The 21,750-nt window shown below is 55.3% G+C and carries 25 protein-coding genes; 8 read left to right on the top strand and 17 right to left on the bottom strand.

The features are described from left to right. Positions 1 to 48: 48 nt before the first annotated feature. Positions 49 to 255: a DUF1107 domain-containing protein gene (locus V1603_RS05305; protein ID WP_008501430.1), complete on the bottom strand. Its 207-nt coding sequence runs from the start codon at positions 253 to 255 to the stop codon at positions 49 to 51. A 324-nt stretch (positions 256 to 579) separates the two neighbouring features. Between V1603_RS05305 and V1603_RS05300 the strand changes: the two genes are divergently transcribed. Next, entirely contained in the window at positions 580 to 1,137 is a 558-nt protein-coding gene (locus V1603_RS05300; protein WP_395313577.1) for a YtfJ family protein, read from the top strand. Here V1603_RS05300 and cysQ read toward each other — a convergent pair. Further along, positions 1,131 to 1,871 carry a 3'(2'),5'-bisphosphate nucleotidase CysQ gene (cysQ, locus tag V1603_RS05295; RefSeq protein WP_116343593.1) on the bottom strand — a complete coding sequence of 247 codons (741 nt, stop codon included), beginning with the start codon at positions 1,869 to 1,871 and terminating at the stop codon, positions 1,131 to 1,133. The genes V1603_RS05300 and cysQ overlap by 7 nt on opposite strands. A gap of 190 nt (positions 1,872 to 2,061) precedes the next feature. On the opposite strand from cysQ, the gene V1603_RS05290 reads away from it, so the two are divergent. Further along, a complete protein-coding gene (locus V1603_RS05290) occupies positions 2,062 to 4,005 on the top strand; it encodes a bifunctional 2',3'-cyclic-nucleotide 2'-phosphodiesterase/3'-nucleotidase (protein WP_395313576.1) in 1,944 nt (647 codons plus the stop codon). A gap of 87 nt (positions 4,006 to 4,092) precedes the next feature. On the opposite strand, the gene V1603_RS05285 is transcribed toward V1603_RS05290, so the two are convergent. Next, entirely contained in the window at positions 4,093 to 4,479 is a 387-nt protein-coding gene (locus V1603_RS05285; protein ID WP_116343595.1) for a helix-turn-helix domain-containing protein, read from the bottom strand. 84 nt (positions 4,480 to 4,563) lie between these two features. Here V1603_RS05285 and V1603_RS05280 point away from each other — a divergent pair, with 84 nt between their 5' ends. The 3 genes from V1603_RS05280 (at position 4,564) to V1603_RS05270 (ending at position 7,359) form a co-directional block, all read left to right on the top strand. Then, the gene (locus V1603_RS05280; protein ID WP_395313575.1) at positions 4,564 to 5,412 is read left to right on the top strand and encodes an SDR family oxidoreductase; all 849 of its coding nucleotides are present in this window, start codon (positions 4,564 to 4,566) and stop codon (positions 5,410 to 5,412) included. A gap of 81 nt (positions 5,413 to 5,493) precedes the next feature. Continuing rightward, on the top strand, positions 5,494 to 6,318 hold the full coding sequence (locus tag V1603_RS05275; protein ID WP_302219146.1) for an AraC family transcriptional regulator: 825 nt from the start codon (positions 5,494 to 5,496) through the stop codon (positions 6,316 to 6,318). 75 nt (positions 6,319 to 6,393) lie between these two features. Continuing rightward, complete coding sequence (locus V1603_RS05270) at positions 6,394 to 7,359, top strand: DMT family transporter (RefSeq protein WP_163330682.1); 966 nt, start codon at positions 6,394 to 6,396, stop codon at positions 7,357 to 7,359. A gap of 79 nt (positions 7,360 to 7,438) precedes the next feature. Here V1603_RS05270 and V1603_RS05265 read toward each other — a convergent pair whose 3' ends face one another. Continuing rightward, the gene (locus V1603_RS05265; protein WP_116343599.1) at positions 7,439 to 9,088 is read right to left on the bottom strand and encodes a methyl-accepting chemotaxis protein; all 1,650 of its coding nucleotides are present in this window, start codon (positions 9,086 to 9,088) and stop codon (positions 7,439 to 7,441) included. A 244-nt stretch (positions 9,089 to 9,332) separates the two neighbouring features. On the opposite strand from V1603_RS05265, the gene ytfE reads away from it, so the two are divergent. Continuing rightward, positions 9,333 to 9,995, top strand: a complete 663-nt coding sequence (gene ytfE / locus V1603_RS05260) for an iron-sulfur cluster repair protein YtfE (protein WP_395313574.1) — start codon at positions 9,333 to 9,335, stop codon at positions 9,993 to 9,995. Positions 9,996 to 10,526: 531 nt separating this feature from the next. Here ytfE and cycA read toward each other — a convergent pair. Then, complete coding sequence (cycA, locus tag V1603_RS05255; RefSeq protein WP_163330680.1) at positions 10,527 to 11,936, bottom strand: D-serine/D-alanine/glycine transporter; 1,410 nt, start codon at positions 11,934 to 11,936, stop codon at positions 10,527 to 10,529. Between the two features lie 311 nt (positions 11,937 to 12,247). Continuing rightward, positions 12,248 to 12,868: an FKBP-type peptidyl-prolyl cis-trans isomerase gene (gene fklB, locus V1603_RS05250; RefSeq protein ID WP_008502892.1), complete on the bottom strand. Its 621-nt coding sequence runs from the start codon at positions 12,866 to 12,868 to the stop codon at positions 12,248 to 12,250. Positions 12,869 to 13,101: 233 nt separating this feature from the next. On the opposite strand from fklB, the gene V1603_RS05245 reads away from it, so the two are divergent. Beyond that, positions 13,102 to 13,746, top strand: a complete 645-nt coding sequence (locus V1603_RS05245; protein WP_163330679.1) for an OapA family protein — start codon at positions 13,102 to 13,104, stop codon at positions 13,744 to 13,746. Between the two features lie 46 nt (positions 13,747 to 13,792). Here the strand turns inward: V1603_RS05245 and V1603_RS05240 are convergent, their stop codons facing one another. From V1603_RS05240 to rpsF, 5 genes are all read right to left on the bottom strand, one after another. Then, a complete protein-coding gene (locus V1603_RS05240) occupies positions 13,793 to 14,722 on the bottom strand; it encodes a DMT family transporter (protein ID WP_233003400.1) in 930 nt (309 codons plus the stop codon). Between the two features lie 151 nt (positions 14,723 to 14,873). Further along, entirely contained in the window at positions 14,874 to 15,323 is a 450-nt protein-coding gene (gene rplI, locus V1603_RS05235; protein WP_006810372.1) for a 50S ribosomal protein L9, read from the bottom strand. Positions 15,324 to 15,364: 41 nt separating this feature from the next. Next, entirely contained in the window at positions 15,365 to 15,592 is a 228-nt protein-coding gene (gene rpsR / locus V1603_RS05230; protein ID WP_000135199.1) for a 30S ribosomal protein S18, read from the bottom strand. Between the two features lie 4 nt (positions 15,593 to 15,596). Next, the gene (gene priB, locus V1603_RS05225; RefSeq protein WP_028015270.1) at positions 15,597 to 15,911 is read right to left on the bottom strand and encodes a primosomal replication protein N; all 315 of its coding nucleotides are present in this window, start codon (positions 15,909 to 15,911) and stop codon (positions 15,597 to 15,599) included. 6 nt (positions 15,912 to 15,917) lie between these two features. Further along, entirely contained in the window at positions 15,918 to 16,313 is a 396-nt protein-coding gene (gene rpsF / locus V1603_RS05220; RefSeq protein ID WP_014068637.1) for a 30S ribosomal protein S6, read from the bottom strand. Between the two features lie 341 nt (positions 16,314 to 16,654). Here rpsF and yjfY point away from each other — a divergent pair, with 341 nt between their 5' ends. Beyond that, complete coding sequence (gene yjfY, locus V1603_RS05215; protein ID WP_116343604.1) at positions 16,655 to 16,930, top strand: DUF1471 family protein YjfY; 276 nt, start codon at positions 16,655 to 16,657, stop codon at positions 16,928 to 16,930. 141 nt (positions 16,931 to 17,071) lie between these two features. On the opposite strand, the gene V1603_RS05210 is transcribed toward yjfY, so the two are convergent. Genes V1603_RS05210 through ulaA form a run of 6 tightly spaced genes read right to left on the bottom strand, consistent with a single transcriptional unit; the run spans position 17,072 to position 21,479 of the window. Continuing rightward, on the bottom strand, positions 17,072 to 17,758 hold the full coding sequence (locus V1603_RS05210) for an L-ribulose-5-phosphate 4-epimerase (protein ID WP_395313573.1): 687 nt from the start codon (positions 17,756 to 17,758) through the stop codon (positions 17,072 to 17,074). Next, positions 17,751 to 18,611: an L-ribulose-5-phosphate 3-epimerase gene (locus tag V1603_RS05205; protein WP_116343606.1), complete on the bottom strand. Its 861-nt coding sequence runs from the start codon at positions 18,609 to 18,611 to the stop codon at positions 17,751 to 17,753. The genes V1603_RS05210 and V1603_RS05205 overlap by 8 nt, the downstream gene beginning before the upstream one ends. A gap of 9 nt (positions 18,612 to 18,620) precedes the next feature. Continuing rightward, positions 18,621 to 19,271 (bottom strand): 3-keto-L-gulonate-6-phosphate decarboxylase UlaD, encoded by a 651-nt coding sequence (gene ulaD, locus V1603_RS05200; RefSeq protein WP_017694667.1) that lies wholly within the window; start codon positions 19,269 to 19,271, stop codon positions 18,621 to 18,623. Between the two features lie 12 nt (positions 19,272 to 19,283). Next, positions 19,284 to 19,751 carry a PTS ascorbate transporter subunit IIA gene (ulaC, locus tag V1603_RS05195; protein WP_061099468.1) on the bottom strand — a complete coding sequence of 156 codons (468 nt, stop codon included), beginning with the start codon at positions 19,749 to 19,751 and terminating at the stop codon, positions 19,284 to 19,286. A 9-nt stretch (positions 19,752 to 19,760) separates the two neighbouring features. After that, the gene (gene ulaB, locus V1603_RS05190) at positions 19,761 to 20,066 is read right to left on the bottom strand and encodes a PTS ascorbate transporter subunit IIB (RefSeq protein WP_003856022.1); all 306 of its coding nucleotides are present in this window, start codon (positions 20,064 to 20,066) and stop codon (positions 19,761 to 19,763) included. Between the two features lie 12 nt (positions 20,067 to 20,078). Further along, on the bottom strand, positions 20,079 to 21,479 hold the full coding sequence (gene ulaA, locus V1603_RS05185; RefSeq protein WP_080328803.1) for a PTS ascorbate transporter subunit IIC: 1,401 nt from the start codon (positions 21,477 to 21,479) through the stop codon (positions 20,079 to 20,081). Positions 21,480 to 21,750: the final 271 nt, after the last annotated feature.

The following is a 21,750-nucleotide window of genomic DNA, read 5'->3' as shown; positions in this document are numbered from 1 at the left end:
CTCCCATCGGGAGCCGTTTTTCTAACTACTTACTGCATAGCACGTTGGTTAAGCCATCTCAGTTTGCAGACGCATAACCTGACGGTTGACTTCGGACATCACAGACAGGTGCTGTTTGTCCTTCACTTTTGGGACAAGGATCTTGCCCTTATCAAACTCAAAAGCGCCAACATCCTTGATGTACAACCGTCCACGGAACAGGATCTTCACGTACTTCGCCACCTGAAGCGGGTTGTAGCGTTGGAAAATTTTCATTCTTGTATCTCCTGCGAATCATACGCTCTTGCGGTGCCACAATCGGCCCGACTGTCCTGAGCGCAAATTTTGATGCCCAATGACTATAGACCAGAACTACGGTGTTACCCAGTGTGCATAAGTTTATTTACCGTTTGATTACAATTATTCAGAATAATCTTTGCAAAGCGTGATAGAGAGCAGTATAAGCCGTCGTTTTTTCATGGATATGTGCGTTCGCCCGCAAACTGGCATCGGGATTGCGGGAAAACCACATTGATCGCACTTATGATTAAAAGCGTATGACCAAGTGGTCGGATCACCTGCAAACAATAAGGAAACGCCATGACCCTACGTAACATCCTTGCAGCAGCTTGTCTGCTGCTGCCCCTGTGGGCTTGCGCTCACAACATTGAAAAAGGACAACGTGTACCGCCAGTCGGCATTGCAGACCGGGGAGAATTGATTCTCGACAATGCTAAGTTTAGCTATAAAGCCTGGAATAGCGCGCAGCTCGCGGGCAAAGTGAGAGTTGTACAACATATTGCCGGTCGTACATCCGCAAAAGAGAAAAATGCCAACCTGGTGGAAGCGATCAAGGCCGCAAAATTCCCTCACGACCGCTACCAGACCACCACGATCGTGAACACCGATGATGCTATTCCGGGCTCCGGGATGTTTGTGCGCTCGAGCCTTGAGAGCAATAAAAAGCTCTATCCGTGGTCGCAGTTTATCGTCGACAGCAACGGCATCACCCGTAAGGCCTGGCAACTGGAGGAAGAGAGCTCTGCGATTGTCGTGCTGGACAAGAACGGTCGCGTACAGTGGGTGAAAGACGGGGCGTTAACCCAGGAAGAGGTGCAGCAGGTTGTCGACCTGCTGCATAAGCTGCTGGCTCAATAAATAGAGACGCGGAAGCCGGGGTTGAGGAAGGATTCGCGCGGGGTGTAGTCCAGCGGCTTGCCCTGCCAGTCATGAACGTGCGCCCCGGCGGCCGCAGCCACGGCGTGACCTGCCGCAGTATCCCAGACGTTGGTTGGCCCAAAGCGCGGATACAGCTGCGCCTGACCTTCCGCCACCAGACAGAATTTCAGCGACGAGCCAATCGAGGTAGTCTGGTGTTCACCCAGCTGTTGCAGGTACTCCTGCAGCTCGCTGTCGCTGTGCGAGCGGCTGATCACCACCAGCGGTGGACGCGCATCGCGCACCTGGATCTGCTTCCGTACGCCGCACTCCTCTTTCCAGGCCTTGCCTTCTGCGGCGCTGTACATCACGTTCATCACCGGCGCGTAGACCACGCCGAGCACCGCTTTGCCCTTCTCAATCAGGGCGATATTGACGGTGAACTCACCGTTGCGCTTGATGAACTCTTTTGTCCCGTCCAGAGGATCGACCAGCCAGTAGCGCTGCCAGTGCTGGCGCTCGTCCCAGCTTTGCGGCGCTTCTTCTGACAGAACGGGGATCTCCGGCGTTAAAGCCTGTAATCCTTTCAGGATCACCTTATGCGCCGCAATATCCGCCGCCGTGACTGGAGAGTCGTCGGCTTTGCTGACCACCTCCATGGGTTTACTACCGTCATACACCTGCATGATGGCATCTCCCGCATCCCGTGCGAGCTGACAAATTTTATCTAGCATTCTCCACCTCTTTGTTAACGCAGTGAGGTTAACTCTTTGTTTTAGTTATATCGTAATGTGAACAATTCCGCTATCTGTGAAGCAATTCTGGTTTCAGGACGCTTTTTTCTGTCAGGATTCACATTTCTGTAAGCAACAAGCGATAGATACATACTCTTTTGTGGTCTGCATCGAAAAAAGGACTCCTCTGATGATTAAGTTTAGTGCAACGCTCCTGGCAACGCTGGTTGCAGCAAGCGTACAGGCGGCGACGGTAGATCTGCGTATTCTGGAAACGACCGATCTGCACAGCAATATGATGGACTTCGATTACTACAAAGATACCCCTACGGAAAAATTCGGACTGGTACGCACAGCAAGTTTGATTAACGCCGCGCGCGGTGAAGTAAAAAATAGCGTGCTGGTGGACAACGGCGATCTCATTCAGGGCAGCCCGCTCGGCGATTACATGGCGGCGAAAGGCCTGAAGAAAGGCGAGATCCATCCGGTTTATAAAGCGATGAACACGCTGGATTATGCCGTCGGTAACTTGGGCAACCATGAATTCAACTACGGCCTGACATACCTGCACGATGCGCTGGCCGGCGCGAAATTCCCGTACGTTAACGCCAATATCATTGACGTTAAGACCCGGAAGCCGCTCTTTACCCCTTACCTGATAAAAGAGACTGACGTTGTCGATCAGGACGGTAAAAAGCAGACGCTGAAAATCGGCTATATCGGCTTCGTACCGCCGCAGATCATGACCTGGGATAAAGCCAATCTCGACGGTAAAGTGACCGTTAACGACATTACCGAAACCGCGCGCAAATACGTGCCGGAAATGCGCGAAAAAGGCGCGGATCTGGTCGTGGTTGTCGCCCACTCGGGTCTCTCCGCCGACCCGTACCAGGCCATGGCTGAAAACTCCGTTTATTATCTGAGTGAAGTTCCGGGCGTTGACGCGATCCTGTTCGGCCACGCCCACGCCGTCTTCCCGGGCAAAGATTTTGCCAGTATCAAAGGGGCTGATATTGAGAAAGGGACGCTCAACGGCGTGCCGTCGGTGATGCCGGGCATGTGGGGCGACCATCTTGGCGTGGTGGACCTGGTGCTGAATAACGACGGCGGCAGCTGGAAGGTGACGCAGTCAAAAGCCGAAGCGCGCCCGATTTACGACGCTGCGGCTAAAAAATCTCTGGCGGCTGAAGATAAAAAACTGGTCGACGTGCTGAAGCACGATCACGACGCCACCCGCGAATTCGTCAGCAAGCCGATCGGCAAATCCGCCGACAATATGTACAGCTTCCTGGCGCTGGTGCAGGACGACCCGACCGTTCAGGTGGTCAACATGGCGCAGAAAGCCTATGCCGAACACTTTGTGCAGGGCGATCCGGATCTGGCAAAACTGCCGGTCCTGTCTGCCGCTGCGCCATTCAAAGTGGGCGGGCGTAAGAATGACCCGGCAAGCTATGTTGAAGTTGAAAAGGGCCAGCTGACCTTCCGTAACGCCGCCGATCTCTATCTCTACCCGAACACGCTGGTAGTGGTTAAAGCCACAGGAAAGGAGGTGAAAGAGTGGCTGGAGTGCTCCGCCGGACAGTTTAACCAGATCGATCCGACAAGCAGCAAACCGCAGTCGCTGATTAACTGGGACGGCTTCCGCACCTACAACTTCGACGTGATCGACGGCGTGAATTACCAGATTGACGTCACCCAGCCGGCGAAATATGACGGTGAGTGCCAGGCCATTAATCCGCAGGCGGAGCGCATTAAAAACCTGACCTTCAACGGCAAGGCGATCGACCCGAATGCCACCTTCCTGGTGGTGACAAATAACTATCGCGCCTACGGCGGTAAGTTTGCCGGTACGGGGGATAGCCACATCGCTTTTGCGTCACCGGACGAAAACCGCTCGGTATTGGCGGCGTGGATCGGCGCAGAGTCGAAGAAGGCGGGCCAAATTCACCCGGCGGTGGATAACAACTGGCGTCTTGCGCCGATTCATAGCGAGACAAAACTGGATATCCGCTTTGAAACGTCACCGTCCGATAAGGCGGCCAGGTTCATTAAGGACAAGGCGCAGTATCCGATGAAGAAGGTTGCGACGGATGATATCGGGTTCGCGATTTATCAGGTGGATTTGAGCAGGTAAAAGCAAAACGGCAACGCACGTTGCCGTTTTTGGTGTTTGTTCCCTCTCCTTGTGGGAGAGGGGCATCAGGCCTCACATACCCGGCTTTTACGCCGCACGCTCATCCCGATTCGCCATCACCTTCGGCGTATTGACCTCAATCCAGTCTGCCAGCGCGGCCACTTTCTCACTGACCTCAATCCCCATCGGCGTCAGGCTATACTCGACATGAGGCGGCACGACCGGATACGACACGCGATCGACAAATCCGTCCTGCTCCAGCGCCTGAAGCGACTGGGACAGCATCTTTTCGCTCACCCCACCCATTTTACGGCGCAGATCGCTGAAGCGGTGCGTTCCCTCCTGCAGGGCCAGCAGAATCAGTACCCCCCAGCGGCTGGTAACATGCTTGAGCACCTCCCGTGAAGGGCACTGTTCCGCGAAAAGATTGCCATCGCGCATTTGTTCGCTGAGCGTTGGTATCGTTGTTTTCATACTTACCTTTTTGTACGTACTTACTAAAAGTTAGCTATGGTGCTAGTGTGCCACAACACCAGACAAACACGAAGGAGATTCATCATGATCGCGATTACCGGCGCTACTGGTCAGCTTGGCCATCTCGTTATTGAGCAGCTGTTAAATACCGTACCGGCCAGCCAGATTGTGGCTATCGTGCGTAACCCGGCGAAAGCTGAAGCATTGAGCCAGCAGGGCATTGTGGTTCGTCAGGCGGATTACACCGACGAAGCCGCCTTCACCGCCGCGCTGAGCGGTGTGGGTAAGCTGCTGCTGATCTCTTCCAGCGAAGTGGGCCAGCGCGCAACCCAGCACCAGAACGTCATTAACGCCGCCAAAACGGCAGGCGTGAAATTTATCGCCTACACCAGCCTGCTGCATGCGGACAAATCACCGCTGGGTCTGCACGTTGAACACGTCGCGACGGAAAAAGCGCTGGCGGCGTCCGGCATTCCTTATGCCCTGCTGCGCAACGGCTGGTATACCGAAAACTACCTGGCGAGCGCGCCCCCCGCGCTGGAACACGGCGTGTTTATCGGTGCCGCAGGCGAAGGCAAAATTGCCTCTGCGACCCGTGCAGACTATGCAGCGGCGGCCGCCAAAGTCATCGCTGAAGAGGGTCATGCGGGCAAAGTATACGAACTGGCAGGCGACCACGGCTGGACGCTGAGCGAGCTGGCGGCGGAGCTCAGCAAGCAGAGCGGAAAGCCGGTAACCTATCAGAATCTCAGCGAGGCAGATTTCGCCGCTGCGCTGAAAAGCGTCGGCTTGCCTGCCGGGCTGGCAGATATGCTCGCGGACTCCGATGTGGGCGCGTCCAAAGGCGGTCTGTTTGACGACAGCCGTACCCTCAGCAAGCTGATTGGCCGTCCAACCACGCCGCTGGCGGAGAGCGTCAAAGCCATTCTGTAATTGTTACGGATTGGTTATTTTTTGTGGCATCCCCTCGGGTCATCTCTGATAATGAAACGATGACCCATGAGGAGGCTCACCGTGCAAGGCGTACCGGAACAGTTTATTGATGAGAGAGACAGCGCGCGCTTTCGCCACCTGGCGCAGCTGCCGGGCCTTGAACTCTATCACGCGCATATCTCTGACTACGCCTTTGAGCCTCACACCCATGAAGCCTTCGGGATCGGCACGATTGAAACCGGTGCCGAACGCTTTCGCTATCGCGGTACCCAGCATCTCGCACCTGAAAAATCCGTTGTTACCATGAACCCGGATGAGATCCATACCGGGGAGTCCGCCACTGAAGACGGCTGGCGCTACCGGATGGTTTACATCGAGCCTGACCTGCTGGAAGAGGTAACCGGCCTGCGCCACTGGTGGTTCAGCGACGTAACACGCTATGACCCGCTGCGCTCGCAGCAAATCGGCAGGCTGATTTACGGCCTGTGGCATACGGACGACCCGCTGGCGCAAAAAGGCTTATTGCTGGATTTGATTGAGACCTTTCAGCCGTTAGCCCATCACGCGCCGGTAGTTCAGGAAGGTGCACACCGGTTCGAACGCGTGCGCGAGTATCTGCACGACAACTATATGCACGCCCTGACGCTGGACGAGCTGGCGAACGTTGTCTCGCTCAGCCCGTACCATTTTCAGCGTCAGTTCAAAGCCCATTTCCACGTTACGCCGCACCAGATGCTGATGGCCATCCGCCTGTGGCGCGCCAAAGCGTTCCTCACCCACGGCATGCCCGCAGCTGAGGTCGCCGCCGCAACCGGGCTGACCGACCAGTCGCATTTAACCCGCGCGTTTACCCGCCGCTACGGCATTACTCCCGTTCGCTACCAGAAGCAGGTCACCCGGCGCTAAAGCGCAATCTCATACAATACGTGCGTATTTGTCCCTCCTACACTGAGTGCAACGTGAATCAAACAGGATGGAAAAATGATTAGTGGCGTGTTGTATGCCCTGCTGGCAGGGATGATGTGGGGGCTGATTTTTGTCGGCCCGCTGATCGTACCCGAGTATCCGGCCATACTGCAGTCGACCGGACGTTACCTGGCGCTGGGGCTGATTGCCCTGCCCCTGGCGTGGCTGGGACGCGCGCGCTTGCGTCAGCTCAGCCGTCAGGACTGGGGTACCGCGCTGGCGCTGACCATGATGGGTAACCTGATCTATTACGTCTGTCTGGCAAGCGCCATTCAGCGTACCGGTGCGCCGGTTTCCACCATGATTATTGGCACGCTGCCGGTGGTCATCCCCATCTTCGCGAATCTGCTCTATAGCCACCGGGACGGCAGGCTGGCGTGGTCAAAAATGGCGCCGGCGCTGATGTGCACCGCAGTGGGACTGGTGTGCGTCAATATCGCCGAGCTGCGCCACGGGCTGGGCGATTTCAGCTTATGGCGTTACGGTTCGGGGATCGTTTTAGCGTTCGTCTCGGTAGCGTGCTGGGCCTGGTACGCCCTGCGCAATGCGCGCTGGCTGCGGGAAAACCCGGACAAGCACCCGATGATGTGGGCGACGGCGCAGGCGCTGGTCACCTTGCCCGTATCACTGGTGGGGTATGTCGGCGCGTGCATCTGGTTAGGCCATCAACAGCCAGACTTCGCCCAGCCCTTCGGGCCGAGGCCGTGGGTGTTTATTGGCTTAATGGTTGCGATTGCGGTGCTGTGCTCCTGGGTGGGTGCGCTGTGCTGGAACATTGCCAGCCAGAAACTGCCGACGGTGATTTTAGGGCCGCTGATTGTCTTCGAAACCCTTGCGGGGCTGCTTTATACCTTCCTGATGCGCCAGAGCGTACCGCCGCTGTTAACGGCCTGTGGAATATTATTGCTGGTCGTGGGGGTGGTGATTGCGGTGAGAGCGAAGCCGGAAAAACCAAGGGTCGTTCCGGCGTCGGAGATGTGAGCATTGCCCGGCGGCGCTGCGCTTGCAGGGCCTACAAAACCGTAGGCCCGGTAAGGCGTAGCCGCCACCGGGCAAGTCCTTAAAACGTTTCCCAGTTCCCTTCTGACGCCGCCGCTGCGGGCTGCGCTTTTGGCACATAGGTTTTCACCGGTGCCGCTTTGACCGCCTGGTTGCGGGTGATTTTGAACACCGCCACCGCTTCGTTCAGGCGTGCAGCCTGATCTTCCAGCGCGGCCGCAGCAGCCGCAGACTCTTCCACCAGCGAGGCGTTCTGCTGGGTCACGCGGTCCATCTCGGCGACCGCCTGGCCCACCTGGTCGATACCGCGGCTCTGCTCGTCAGAGGCAGAGGCAATTTCGCCCATGATGTCGGTCACGCGGGTGACCGCGTTGACGATCTCCGCCATCGTCGCGCCCGCTTCATTCACCAACTGCGAGCCTGCGTTGACGCGCTCGCCGGAATCATCGATCAGCGCCTTAATCTCTTTCGCCGCCTGTGCGCTGCGCTGGGCAAGCGTTCGAACTTCCCCTGCGACTACCGCAAAGCCACGGCCCTGTTCGCCCGCGCGCGCCGCTTCCACCGCCGCGTTCAGTGCCAGAATATTGGTCTGGAAGGCAATACCGTCGATCACGTTGGTAATTTGCGCGATTTTGCTGGAACTGGTCGCGATTTCATCCATCGTACGCACGACGCCTTCTACTACATTTCCACCCTTCTTCGCCGTTGAGGAGGCATCCAGCGCCAGACGGGAAGCCTGACGCGCGTTATCGGCGTTCTGCTTCACGGTGGCCGTCAGCTGTTCCATGCTGGCTGCCGTTTCTTCCAGAGACGCGGCCTGCTGCTCGGTACGGGAAGAGAGGTCGTTACTCCCGGCAGAAATTTCACCGGCGCCGGTGTAGATGGTATCCGCACCTTCACGCACCACGCCCACGGTGTTCGCCAGCGAGGTTTGCATCTCCTGAACGTTGCGCGCCAGAATAGCCATTTCATTCTTACCTTCAGCCTGAATCGGCTGGGTTAAATCCCCCGCCGCAATGGCGCGAATATGGTTAATCACCTCTTCCAGAGGCAGCAGCAGCACGCGGCGCATAGCGATCCAGCTGGATACAATCACCACAATCACCAGCAGCATCACCGCAGAGAGGATCCACAGGATGCGTTTGTAGTCGCTTTCATTATCCTGGATGCCTTTATCGGTAAGCGTTGCCTGCGCTTCGCGCCACTCGCGGTAAACCGCCTGCATCGCGGTCTGTTTATGCTCCGCGTTCTGCTTGAACATCTCTTCCAGATTGCCCTGGCTCAGCAGGACGTTCATTTGCGTCAGTGTGGAGGAGTAAATGCGGTACTGCTCTTCGAGACGCTTGGCCAGATTCTCATCCAACCCCGGCGTATTCGGCAGGGCGTAGTATTTATCGTAATGGGCTTGCGCATCGGCCAGCAGATTCTTCGCCGTGTTAACCAGCTCATTGAGCTGCCCACCGTTAATCTGAGAGGCCATGCTGCTTTGCAGGCGCAGCATCCCGCGGTTCAGCGTCACCCGCGCCTGATTCAGGCTGATCCACGCATCGGTAAACTCCGCGACGTTTTTACTGGAGAGCTGCGACACGGTGAAGTTGTCTTTATCGTTATTCAGCGCGTTAATAAAAATACCCGCGGAAATCACTTGCATGATGCCGAGCACAAGCAGCACCGAAATAAGAAGAGTAATGACTTTTATACGTTTAAACATACGTTGCCTTTGTTATATGCAGGTTTCTCTGACGAGTATCTATCGGCACGCGCGGCGGGTTGTTTACTGTTTCTCCACCTTTAAAAAGTTTCTAAACCACTTTCCTAAGTCCATTCAGGGAGTTAAACGGGACATTTTTTTGTGATCCCCGTCGCACTTTTTCCCTTCCCTCTAAAGGGTTATAGCGCCGCCATAAAGATGCATTTAATATGCACCTTATATTCTTGATGACGAGGTAACTGCTATGGCCTTTCGCGACCAACCCCTTGGCGAGCTGGCGCTCTCCATCCCTCGCGCTTCTGCGCTGTTCCGTAAATACGATATGGATTACTGCTGCGGCGGTAAGCAGACCCTGGCGCGTGCGGCCTCACGCAAAGAGCTGGACGTTGAGGTGATTGAAGCAGAGCTGGCGCTGCTGGCCGAGCAGCCCGTCGACAAAGACTGGCGAACCGCCCCGCTCGCGGAAATCATCGACCATATCATTGTGCGTTACCACGACCGCCACCGTGAGCAGCTGCCTGAGCTGATCCTGCAGGCGACGAAAGTTGAGCGCGTCCACGCCGACAAGCCTTCCGTACCGCGCGGTCTGGCAAAATACCTGACCATGCTGCACGAAGAGCTTTCCAGCCACATGATGAAAGAAGAGCAGATCCTCTTCCCGATGATTAAACAGGGTATGGGCAGCCAGGCGATGGGGCCCATCAGCGTGATGGAAAGCGAACATGATGATGCGGGCGAACTGCTGGACGTGATCAAACACACCACTAACAACGTCACGCCGCCGCCGGAAGCGTGCACCACCTGGAAAGCGATGTACAACGGCATTAACGAGATGATTGACGACCTGATGGAACACATCAGTCTTGAGAATAACGTTCTGTTCCCGCGGGCATTGGCGGGGGAATAAAAAAGGCCGCTGCGGCCTGATGCCCTCACTCCGGCCCTCTCCCACTGGGCTGAGGAATCCCCAGTAATGATTAAACAGAAGCAATAACGTTGTTTCAGAAAGATTGAAGACTTACAGCGACGCCCTGGTCCGGCTGTAAATCGCTGAGGCGTTTGCCTTCCGGCCGGGGCGAGGCGCATGGATGCGCCGAGAGGGCGGGCTTTACAGGGATGTTACCTCCGCCCGTCCCCGACAAGCCGGAAGGAATAAGCCGAAGGCACCGCGAAGCGGCGATTTACCGCCGGGAGCCCGGGTCGCCAGGGCGGTGGCGACTGAGCCGCCCTGGCACGTTCACCGGCCATGTCCTTACAGAGTAGCAAGGAACATAAAGTGAACGGAATGACCACCAGAGCCGTATGTTCCCCCTCACCCCAGCCCTCTCCCTCAAGGGAGAGGGGGTCGTCCATGCAAACATTATTTTGTGGGGATCCCTCAGGCCACGGGAAGAGGGTGCAAAAACTAAAAACGGCAACCGAAGTTGCCGTTTTGCTTTTATCTTATGCCAGCCATACGTTTCTTGCCGATAAACAGCCAGCCCAGCCCCAGCGCGATAAACCACAGCGGCGTGACGATGAGCGCCTGACGGGTATCATCTTCCAGCGTCAGCAGCACCAGAACGAACACGAAGAACGCCATGCACACCCAGCACATCAGCTTGCCCAGCGGCATCTTGTAGATCGATTTCTCATGCAGGTGTGGACGCTGTTTGCGGTACACCAGGTACGAGCACAGGATAATGGTCCAGACGAACATGAACAGGATCGCCGAGACCGTGGTGATCATAGTGAACGCGCCAATCACGCTTGGGTTCACGTAGAGCATCACCACGCCCCCCAACAGGCACATGCAGGAGAAGGTCAGCCCTTTCGCCGGCACCGCACGTTTAGACAGTTTCGCAAAGGCGCTCGGCGCCACGCCCTCCTGCGCCAGACCAAATAGCATACGGCTGGTGGAGAACACGCCGCTGTTCGCAGACGATGCCGCTGAGGTCAGTACCACGAAGTTAATCAGGCTAGCGGCAGCGGGCAGCCCTACCAGCACAAACAGCTCAACGAACGGACTCTTGCTGGGCACCACGGAGCTCCACGGCGTCACGGACATAATAATGATCAGCGCGAAGACGTAGAACATAATAATGCGCAGCGGAATAGAGTTGATGGCACGCGGCAGGGATTTCTCCGGGTCTTTGGTTTCCGCAGCCGTAGTCCCCACCAGCTCAATCCCTACAAACGCAAACACCGCAATCTGGAAGCCAGCAAAGAAGCCGCTGATGCCTTTCGGGAACCAGCCGCCGTCGTTCCACAGATGGGTAAAGGACGCCTGAACGCCCGTTGGCGACTGGAAGTGCGTCAATACCATCACCAGGCCCACAACAATCAGCCCCACGATAGCGACGATCTTGATCATCGCGAACCAGAACTCCATCTCACCGAACATTTTCACGGTGGCGAGGTTGAGGCTCAGCAGCAGAATAATCACCGCCAGCGAGGCGACCCAGTCCGACAGCCCCGGGAACCAGAACTGCGCGTAGGCGGTAATCGCCACGACGTCCGCCATTCCGGTGACCACCCAGCAGAACCAGTAGGTCCACCCGGTAAAATAGCCCGCCCATGGCCCGAGCAGGTCAGACGCGAAGTCGCTGAAGGATTTGTATTCGAGGTTCGAGAGCAGCAATTCACCCATTGCACGCATCACGAAGAAGAGCATAAAACCGATGATCATATAAACGAAAATGATCGACGGCCCGGCAAGACTGATGGTTTTGCCCGATCCCATAAACAGCCCGGTGCCGATGGCACCGCCAATGGCGATAAGCTGTATATGACGGTTTGTGAGATTGCGCCGTAGCGACTGTTCAGACGTCGCCTCTTCTGCAGCGGCGACTTTGACCTGATCTACCATGTAATTTTTCCTGTTTATGCCTGTCTGTGTTGTTAAGGCTCTTCTGGCCTTTAAAAACGTCAAATAAATGACGGTCCCTTTGTAAGGGTTTATCGATATTAGGTAAGAATCGGCGGGATGAATACTATGATTTAGATATTATGTTAATAATATGTTGAAAGTGAGTGTCATATCACTCATACAGCGCGAAACAGCTCACAAAAATACACGCAACAGTTTCGTTTGCAAGATAAAATATTGATTCTGTCGTAACTATAGGTTTTATCACTATTTCCTCTCCCCGAGCGGAGAGAGGAAATAAGAAAAGTCGATTACAGGATTTCCAGCAGTTCGACTTCAAATACCAGGGTGCTGAATGGCGGAATGGACGCGCCAGCGCCACGCTCGCCGTAGGCCAGGTTGTGCGGGATGGTCAGTTCCCATTTGGAACCGACTGGCATCAGGGTCAGGGCTTCGATCCAACCCGCGATAACGCCGTTGACCGGGAATTCAGCCGGTTCGCCGCGCGCCACGGAGCTGTCGAACACGGTACCGTCGATCAGTTTACCGGTGTAGTGAACGCGAACGTGGTCGGTACGCGCCGGGATAGCGCCGTCGCCCTGGTTGATCACGCGGAACTGCAGGCCAGACTCGGTGCTGTTCACGCCTTCACGCTCGCGGTTCTCTTCCAGATATTTCACGCCTTCGGCTGCCATCTCTTCGAAACGCGCGCGACGCACGGCGTCAGCACGTTCGTGAATTTCACGCAGCGCACGGTGCACAACGTCAACCGGAACGGCAGGCTGTTTACCTTCCAGCGCGTCAGCGATACCCGCCACCAGCGCTTCAGGTAACAGACCTTCCAGGCCGGATTCGCTCAGCTGCTGTCCTACCTGCAAGCCGATACCGTAACTTGCCTGCGCTTCGATAGTGTCAAAAGTCGGGGTGGTCATGGGTTTTCCTTCCATCACATTTAAAGTAGCGGGCAGCATATCAGCCATGCCCTTATGGGTAAAACTTTGTCTTAAGTTAGGGTGACAAACCGCGACGAAACAGAAACAATAGAGGCAACCAGGATTAATCCCGAACTGATGTCACGGAAGTCGGGTTTGTTACGTCGTTCAGGCAGTTAGCGGACTATACTTCGAAGCACAGGATATAAAAGACGCGGAGCAGGAGGAGAGCCATGCCCGGGCGATTTGAACTGAAACCTACCCTGGCGAAAATCTGGCAGGCGCCGGACAATTTTCGCATTATGGACCCGCTGCCTCCTCTGCACCGCAGGGGGATCATCATTGGTGCGCTGATGGTCATCGTGGGCTTCCTGCTTCCTTCCGGCGGTGATGATGTCGATACCGCGCCTGTCACCCGCAATGCACAGCTGGATATTCAGTCGCAAACGCGGCCGCAGCCTGACGCGCAGCCCATGCAGACACAGCTGGTGACCCCGTCTAACGATCCAGGCCAGGTCGCGCCGGTTGAACCTGAACCCGTTCAGGATGAACAGCCGCAGGAGCAGGCCGCGGCCCCGTCTGAGCCGCAAACCCAGCAGCCTACCGGCATTGAGCAGCAGTGGCGTTCCTATCGCGTGGAGCCGGGCAAAACGCTGGCACAGCTTTTCCGCGACCACAACCTGCCACCAACCGACGTGTATGCCATGGCTAAGGTTGAAGGTGCAGGTAAGCCGCTCAGTAACCTGCAGAATGGCCAGATGGTGCAGATTCGCCAGAATGCCAGCGGCGTGGTCACCGGGCTGACGATTGATACCGGAAATGGGCAGCAGGTACTGTTTACCCGCCAGCCGGACGGTAGTTTCATCAGAGCACGTTAATGGCATAGGCCGGGTAAGGCGAAGCCGCCACCCGGCACTTTTGTTCTCAGGCACTCCTTTTATTCACCCACCAGATCCCCGAGCAGACCAGCACCAGCGCAATCGCATATTTGATATCCAGAATATTTTCGCCGAGAAAGATTGCGGAAAGTACCGTCCCTGCAACCGGAATGACAAAGTTGAACGGGGCAATCATGCTCACCCGGTTCACTTTCAGCAGTGCGCTCCACAGGGCGAACGCCACGGATGAGAGCAGCGTCAGATACCCCAGCACCGCGACAGCCTTCATGCTGTGCACTTCCAGCGTCCCGCCCGTGGCATAGCCTCCTGCAACCAGCGCAGCCCCGCCTATCGCCAGCTGCCAGCCGGTCATCACCGTTGGGTCGACGGTCTGGGAAATACGTTTCCCGTAAAGCGTGGCGGCAGAGAGAATAAAGGCCGCCAGCACCACGAAGCCGTCACCTTTCCAGACAAACTGGAAATCGCTTAACCCACTGTGGAAATTCACCAGCATCACCCCGGCAAACCCGAGAATACAGCCCAGCGTTTTGTTATAGCTGAGTTTGTCGTTGTGATAGATAAAGTGCGCCAGCAGCACGCTGAAGAAGGTGCCGGTGGCGTTCATGATTGAGCCATTCACCCCAGTCGTGTAGGCAAGCCCTATATAGAAGAAGGTGTACTGGATTGTCGTCTGGGTCAGTCCGAGGATCGTGAGCTGGCCAAACTGCGTGGGCGTGAGCCTGCCAATCGGTTTTCGCTGAGCCAGAGCAAACAGCAGCAGCAGCGCACCGGCAAACAGAAAGCGGTATCCGGCAAAAACAACTTTGGATGGGATGTCATCGGTCGCAATCTGAAAGAGTTCATAACCATTTTTAATGGCTGGGTACGAGCTTCCCCAGAGTAAACAGCAGAGCGTGGCGCAGGCATAGGCCACATTTCGACGGGCAAAGACGGGCGTGGGCAGAGCGGTATCCATGACAAATCTCATAAATAAAATTGCGTTTCATTTTATTATCTGAGAATGCGTCAGGAATAGCTACCATACAAGATAAAAAGAGAATGGCCGGTAGCCTTAAAAAAGCAAAACGCCGGCACAAGGCCGGCGCTTCGACGCGAGCAGAGTAAAATTACTCAGCTACAACGTTAACAACCAGTTTAGCGAACACTTCGCTGTGAACCTGGAAGTCAACTTCGTGCTCACCAGTGGTACGCAGAACGCCGTTCGGCATGCGAACTTCGCTCTTAGCCACTTTAACGCCTGCTGCAGTAACTGCATCAGCGATATCGCGGGTACCGATGGAACCGAACAGTTTACCTTCGTCGCCAGCTTTGGAAGCGATGGTAACAGTGCCCAGTGCGTTGATTGCTTCAGCGCGAGCGTTAGCAGCCGCCAGAACGTCAGCCAGTTTGGCTTCCAGTTCAGCACGACGTGCTTCGAAAAACTCTACGTTTTTCTTAGTAGCTGGAACAGCTTTACCCTGTGGAACCAGGAAGTTACGAGCGTAGCCCGCTTTAACGTTTACCTGATCACCCAGGCTGCCCAGGTTTGCTACTTTATCAAGCAGAATAACTTGCATTACCTTATCCTCTTAAAGTCGTATTAATGGACCGTGCCCGATTACTGATGACGATCAGTGTACGGCAGCAGGGACAGGTAGCGAGCGCGTTTGATAGCGCGAGCCAGCTGACGCTGATATTTTGCACGAGTACCGGTGATACGGCTTGGGACAATCTTACCGCTTTCGGTGATGTAGTTTTTCAGCGTTGCGATATCTTTATAGTCGATCTCTTGAACGCCTTCCGCGGTGAAACGGCAGAACTTGCGACGACGGAAATAACGTGCCATATGGCTAGTCTCCAGTATCTATCAAATCAATCTGCTCGGCATGCAGAACCATTTTGCTCAGGCCGTTCTTTGCCTTATGGCAAGAGATGAACCCCTGAACGATTACTGCGCTACCGACCGTTAAACTGTGAGTAATGGCCTGGTTTTCGTGTCCGCTAATAATAACGGGCATTTGGCACCACGCCTGCCGGTGAAACCCGGCTTCCTCTTGCACAGAACGATGCTCAAGCACGAACTGGCAATGCGGAATTCCTGATGGACTGACCTTTCGAAGGGGAGCCCTGCATACGATGCCGGACAACGCCAGACGGTTGGTCATCAGAAATTACTCTTCAGAATCCCCAGCATCAGAATCATCTGCGGTTTCGTTTGCGAAATCATCGCGACGCTCACGGCGCTCGTCTTTCGCTTTAACCATCGGAGATGCTTCGGTAACTGCGTTTTTGGTACGCATAACCATGCTGCGGATAACGGCATCGTTGAAGCGGAAGGTAGTTTCCAGCTCATCGATCACTTCCTGCGGCGCTTCAACGTTCATCAGAACGTAGTGTGCTTTGTGCAGTTTGTTGATCGGGTAAGCCAGCTGACGGCGGCCCCAGTCTTCCAGACGGTGGATCGTACCTTCTGCACCAGTGATGGCAGCAGAATAACGCTCGATCATACCCGGAACCTGTTCGCTCTGGTCAGGATGGACCATAAAAACGATTTCGTAATGACGCATCGAATTGCTCCTTACGGATTATTCAGCCTCCTGTCTGGGTCAGCCGAGGCCCGGGGAGGCAAGGAACGTGTTAAAGGTCGGCTGAAAAATTGACGCGTCATAATACTTGCGCGCCCCTGGAAACTCAAGCTGATTGCACAAATAATTCGCACAAAGCGTAAAGCTGGTCTAAGTGGGTGATTTAATATTAAACGCATCCGGAAGCGTTGCTTTTTTGAACAACTGCATCAGAAATGGTCACGTATCCCCGCCGGATGAGTGATTACACTTTAATCAGAGACCCACTGAATTAAAGAAGGAGCATTCCCCCTCTCACAGCACGCAGTCGTGGAGCGCATATCATGAAAAAAATCGCATTAGCCATAATGGCTGCGCTTTTGCTCAGTGCAAACGCGATGGCAGCCATCAAAATAGACGGCCGGCAGGCCAGAAACATGGATGATGTGCACAGCTTAGGCGTAATCTATATCAATCATAATTTCGCCACTGAAAGCGAAGCAGATCAGGCACTAAATGAAGAGACCGATGCCCAGGGCGCAACCTATTACCATGTGATGTTAACCCGTGAGCCCGGCAGCAACGGCAATATGCACGCCAGTGCAGATATCTACCGGTAATGCCTTAACGCTAGCACCAGGAAAGCCAACAACGAGAACATAGCCATAGTTGACGTTGCCCCCTGCCCGGGGGCTTTTTTTTGTGAATGGCTCCGGAATACCACCGGTTACAACTGTTTTTTGGTATTCCAGAGCACTTATTCACTTCTGCCCGTAGTAGGCATTTGGGCCGTGCTTGCGCATGAAATGCTTGTTCATCAGGTAATCATCAATGCCCTGAAGCTGTGGATTAATGCCGCGGGCAATCCACGCCATTTTAGCCACCTCCTCCATCACGACAGCATTATGTACCGCGTCGTGAGCATCTTTACCCCAGGAGAATGGACCGTGCTGGTACACCACAATCCCCGGCGTATGCAGCGGTTCCGTTTCACCCAGTGTTTCGATGATGACCTTGCCGGTGTTGCGTTCGTACTCCCCTTCTACTTCAGCCTGCGTTAACGTTCGCGTGCAGGGAATGTCGCCAAAGAAATAGTCCGCGTGGGTCGTGCCCAGCGCCGGGATGGGCAGCCCCGCCTGTGCCCAGGCCGTCGCGTGCGTGGAGTGGGTATGCACCACGCCGCCAAGGGACGGATATCGCCGGTACAGCGCCAGATGGGTTGAGGTATCTGAAGAGGGACGCCATTTTCCCTCCACGACGTTTCCGTCGAGATCCACCACCACCATATCGTCTGCTTTCATGGTGTCATACGCCACGCCGCTCGGCTTAATCACGATTAGCCCCTGCTCGCGGTCGATAGCGCTCACGTTGCCCCAGGTGAACGTGACCAGGCCATAGCGCGGCAGATCCATATTGGCTTCAAAGACCTGCTGTTTCAGCTTAAGCATGTTCAACCTCCAGCAAACCCGCCCGCACCATCCGCTCGCGCACCCAGTCCCGCGCTTTTGCTACTTCCGCAGCCGGGTCGTCTGACGTTTCGCTCCACATCTCAATCAGGTAAGGCCCGCAATAGCCTGTCTGCCTGAGCGTCTCGAAGCACCGTTCAAAATCCACCACCCCGGTGCCGAACGGTACGTTTTTAAACACGCCAGGACGGGTATCTTTGACGTGCACCGCCACGATATGCCCGATGCCCGCCTGCAGCTCCATCTGTACGTCGTTATCCCATGCCGACAGGTTGCCGATATCCGGATAAAGCTGGAACCATGGGTTATTCAGATAGTGCGCATAGCCCAGCGCTTTGCTGATGGAGTTCATCAACGGGTAGTCCATGATCTCCATCGCCAGCGTGACCTGCGCGCGGCTTGCCATCTCAACGCTCTCTTTCAGGCCGTCACGGAAACGACGGCGCGTTTCATCGTTGGCTTCCTGATAGTAAACGTCATAACCCGCCAGTTGGATCACGCGGATACCCACGTCCTGGGCAAAGCGAATGGCTTTGCGCATGATCTCCAGACCTTCAGCACGCACGGCATCATCTTCACATCCCAGAGGGAAACGACGATGGGCGCTCAGGCACATGGACGGCACGCGCACGCCGGTCTCGGCAATGGCGCTCACCAGCGCCAGACGCTGTTCGCGGCTCCAGTCCAGGCGAGAGAGACGCTCGTCCGTCTCATCCACTGACATTTCGACAAAATCGAAACCCAGCTGTTTTGCCAGCTGTAACCGCTCCAGCCAGCACTCCCCCGCAGGGAGTGCCTTTTCATAGATGCCAAGCGGGACCTGTTTTGACAACATACCCGCTCCTTAGCCCCAAAGCTGAGCGATTGAGCGTTTGAACTGACGCGCCGCTTCGACCGGAGAGGCCGCGTCGCGAATGCTGCGGCCGGCGATAAAGACGTGAATTGGGATGCCCTGGAACAGCGGCAGATCTTCCAGCGCCAGGCCACCGGTGACGGTGACTTTGAAGCCCATATCCGCCAGACGCTTAATCGCGCTGATATCCGCTTCGCCCCACGCCACGCCTGCGGCCTGGGCATCGCGGCTGCGGTGGTAAACCACCTGCTGGATGCCCGCTTCGCGCCACTCCTGCGCCTGCTCCCAGGTCCAGAAGCCGGTCAGCTCAATCTGCACGTCGCCGTTAAACTCTTTTGCCACGTCCAGCGCGCCTTTGGCGGTGTTGATATCCGCACAGCAGATCACGGTGACCCAGTCGGCGTTGGCTTCAAAGCACATGCGGGAAAGGATTTTGCCTGCGTCGGCAATTTTGGCATCCGCCAGCACGATTTTGTGCGGATAGAGCGCCTTCAGGTCGCGAACGGCGCGCACGCCTTCGCCCACGCACAGAATGGTGCCCACTTCGATGATATCCACCTCTTCCGCAATCAGGCGGGTGGTTTCGTAAGCGTGAGACAGCGTCTGGTTATCCAGCGCAACTTGCAACATTGGTAATGACATGTTCAATTCCTCTTAAACGGCCGCCGCAGTGGCGTTATCAATTAAATCCAGCACGTCCTGCGCGGTGCGGCAGGCGCGTAAACGGTCAAAATTGGCTTCGTCATCAAACAGATTGACGATCTGCATAATGCCCACCTCCTGGTGGGTGTTGGCATCAACGGCCGCCATGGTGATGAGAATATCGACCGGGTCGTTATCTTCGTGGTTAAACACCAGCGGCGTTTTCAGCGTCACCAGCGCGAAGCCGGTTTTCTTGACGCCCTCTTCCGGGCGGCCGTGCGGCATTGCCAGGCCCGGCGCAATCACAAAGTAGGGGCCGTGCTGCGCCACGCCATCGAGAATGGCCTGGTAATAGCGCGGCTCGACAACGTCCGCCTTAACCAGCAGATCCACACTCAGCTTCACCGCTTCCTGCCAGGTGCTGGCGTCGGCCTGTAAAAGGATGGAGTTATTCTCTGCCAGCGAATCACGTAGTTTCATGTGGCGTCCTTACTTCACGTCTTGTGGGAAGTGCTCTTTGATCACTTCCAGCAGTTTTGGCCCGAAATCCGCAGGCGACAGCATGTTGCGTACGCCTACCACATATTTGTTGCCCGACACGCTAATCTCACCGGCAATGTGAGTTGAAGCGATGATGATGTCCGCGCCGTTTAGTTCACTTTTGTATTCACCCACTGCGCAGCTGTTCACCGTGTGGTCGATGTTTGACTGGGTTAGAAACTGGTCCACTTTCATCTTCATGATCATGGAACTACCTTGCCCATTGCCACACACAGCCAGGATACGTACGGTCATAATCGATACTCCTTAGTGAGCAGAAACTTCTGCTGTTTGTTTTTCCGCATCTTCTTCTGCTCGCAGCGAACGGCCAGCGAAGAACATATAAGCCAGAGCAATCAGGATGATGACGGCCATAAAGACCAGCCCGACGGAGGCAAAGCCCTGCATCATCGGCGGTGCCAGAATTGACCAGTCCGCCATACCCATCCAGGCGCTCATACCGGTGAGCTTGACCGCCCACACGCAACCGAAGATTTCCACCATGCCCATCACCAGGCAGATCTTGAGCGCCGCGCGCCAGCCGCCGAAGTGGTTAGCAAACACGCCGATGGTGGCGTTGGAGAAGAACATCGGGATAAAGCCAGGAATAATCAGGATTGAGGAACCGCAACCCACCAGAATGCCCACCGCAATCAGCTGGCCGATGGTGCCCCACATAAAGCCCCAGACGACGGCGTTTGGCGCAAAGCTATAGATAGCCGCACAGTCAATCGCCAGTACCGCACCAGGGATCAGGCGCTGAGAGATACCGTTGAAGGCTTCCGACAGTTCGGCGACGAACATACGCACGCCCTGAGTGATGATGAAAATCGCCACCGCGAAGGAGAAGCCGGTCTGCAGGATATAGACCGTCCAGTGGGTTTTCCCTGCCATCGCCTGCACCACGTCAATACCGAAGGAGAGCAGAATGGCGCCGAAGAAGATGGTCATCACAATCGCAGTCGAAACGATGTTGTCATGGAAGATATTGAGCCAGCCCGGCAGCTTAAGGTCTTCAACGCTCTCTTCTTTTTTGCCCAGGTACGGCGCAACTTTATAAGCAAGCCAGGCGGCAAACTGCTGCTGGTGACCGATGGAGAAGCCGCAGCCGTCAGTCACTATCTGCGTTGGCTTGTACATCATGTTGGAGGTGATACCCCAGTAGAGCGAGACCAGCACGGCGGTGCAGATGATCGTGGTCCACATGGGGTAGCCGAAGATATAGAGAGAAACCGCGATCAGCCCCGCCTGCTGGAACATAATGTGCCCGGTGAGCATGATGGTGCGAATACCGGTAATGCGGCGCAGCAGAACATAGATAATGTTCAGCGCCAGCGCGAGCAGAACCGCATATCCCACCCAGCTATAGGCATCGCCCATGCGATCGATGGTCGCCATCATTGAGGCGTAGGTATCAGAGATAGCCCCGTTAATGCCGTACACTTCCGACATTTTGGCGACAACTGGCTTAAACGTGCTGGTCAGAATGCCTGACCCCGCCTGTAACAGCATGAAACCGATAATGGTTTTGATGGTGCCTTTAATAATCACGCTGACGCTTTTGCGCAGCAGGATGTACCCCAGGCACGTCACGATACCCAGCAACAGCGGGGCGTTGGTCATTACCTGATTAAAGAAAACGGTAAAGACGTTGTAGAGGATCTCCATAACTCTCTCCAGAAATGAGAACACAAGGGGCAATCCCTGTGCGGTTGGTGTCATCACTCTATTAATCACAAATAATCACCACAAGATTGAATTTGATTATTTGTGACGCATCACGCAATTTATTTCCATGCTGTTAGTAATGATTTTCACCACCGTACCATGAAAATAAATTAATCCTTATAATTCATTATATTAATGTTTAATATGCGATACTCTAACAAGTAAATAGCGGAGAGTCCGTGAAGTCGCGCAGATAAAATTCCTCATTTTT

The organism is Enterobacter sp. ECC-219, from assembly GCF_043966805.1.
Lineage (GTDB): Bacteria > Pseudomonadota > Gammaproteobacteria > Enterobacterales > Enterobacteriaceae > Enterobacter > Enterobacter cloacae_N.
The sequence above is the reverse complement of the archived record's forward strand: the minus strand, read 5'-3'. Positions and strand labels throughout refer to the sequence as shown.